Raw genomic sequence first — 554 nt, 5'->3', positions numbered from 1 at the left:
GGGTCTCGGGAGTCACGATGCGGATGTCCGTTCTGCAAGGTGGTCGTGCACGGCCTGGATGATGGAGGTCAGTCCGGCGTCGGAGTCCTTCGAGAGGCCACCGATGCTCACCACGGTAGCCGGTCCGTCTGGACCGTCACCGCGGCGGACCCGGACGAAGACGCGGCGTCGCTTGATCGTCAGGGCGAGGATCAGCCCACCCGTCGTGAGGATCGCCGAGACGAGTGCGATGACCTCACCCGGGTCGTGGCGCACGGAGAGCCCGGCGAACCGCTTGACGGAGTCGAAGGTGATCGACCCGCGCCCGCCGGGCAGCTCGTAGGTCTGGCCGGGCTTGAGGCGCACGAGGACCGGCGACCCGTCGGGCTTGGTCACCTGCTTCATTTCCTCGGTGTTGAGCGTGTAGACCGACTGTGGGGTGCCGCCGGGGAAGAGCGTGCCCTCCCACACGGACATGGCGACCTCGGGATCGAGGGCGTCGGGGAAGATCGAGGCGGGCCCGTTGCGGAACGTCGGCTCCGCCGTGGGCAGGAAGAAGCCGGTGATGCCGAGCT

Annotated in this window: 1 protein-coding gene; it reads right to left on the bottom strand. The window is 68.6% G+C overall.

Annotation, left to right across the window (positions count from 1 at the left end):
* Nucleotides 1-12: 12 nt before the first annotated feature.
* Nucleotides 13-554 (bottom strand): cytochrome c biogenesis ResB family protein (locus tag N864_RS22955; protein ID WP_034723073.1); only part of this gene is annotated, 542 nt, incomplete at its 5' end.

It is taken from the genome of Intrasporangium chromatireducens Q5-1 (assembly GCF_000576575.1).
In the GTDB taxonomy this organism is placed as follows: Bacteria; Actinomycetota; Actinomycetes; order Actinomycetales; family Dermatophilaceae; genus Intrasporangium_A; species Intrasporangium_A chromatireducens.
The sequence above is the reverse complement of the archived record's forward strand: the minus strand, read 5'-3'. Positions and strand labels throughout refer to the sequence as shown.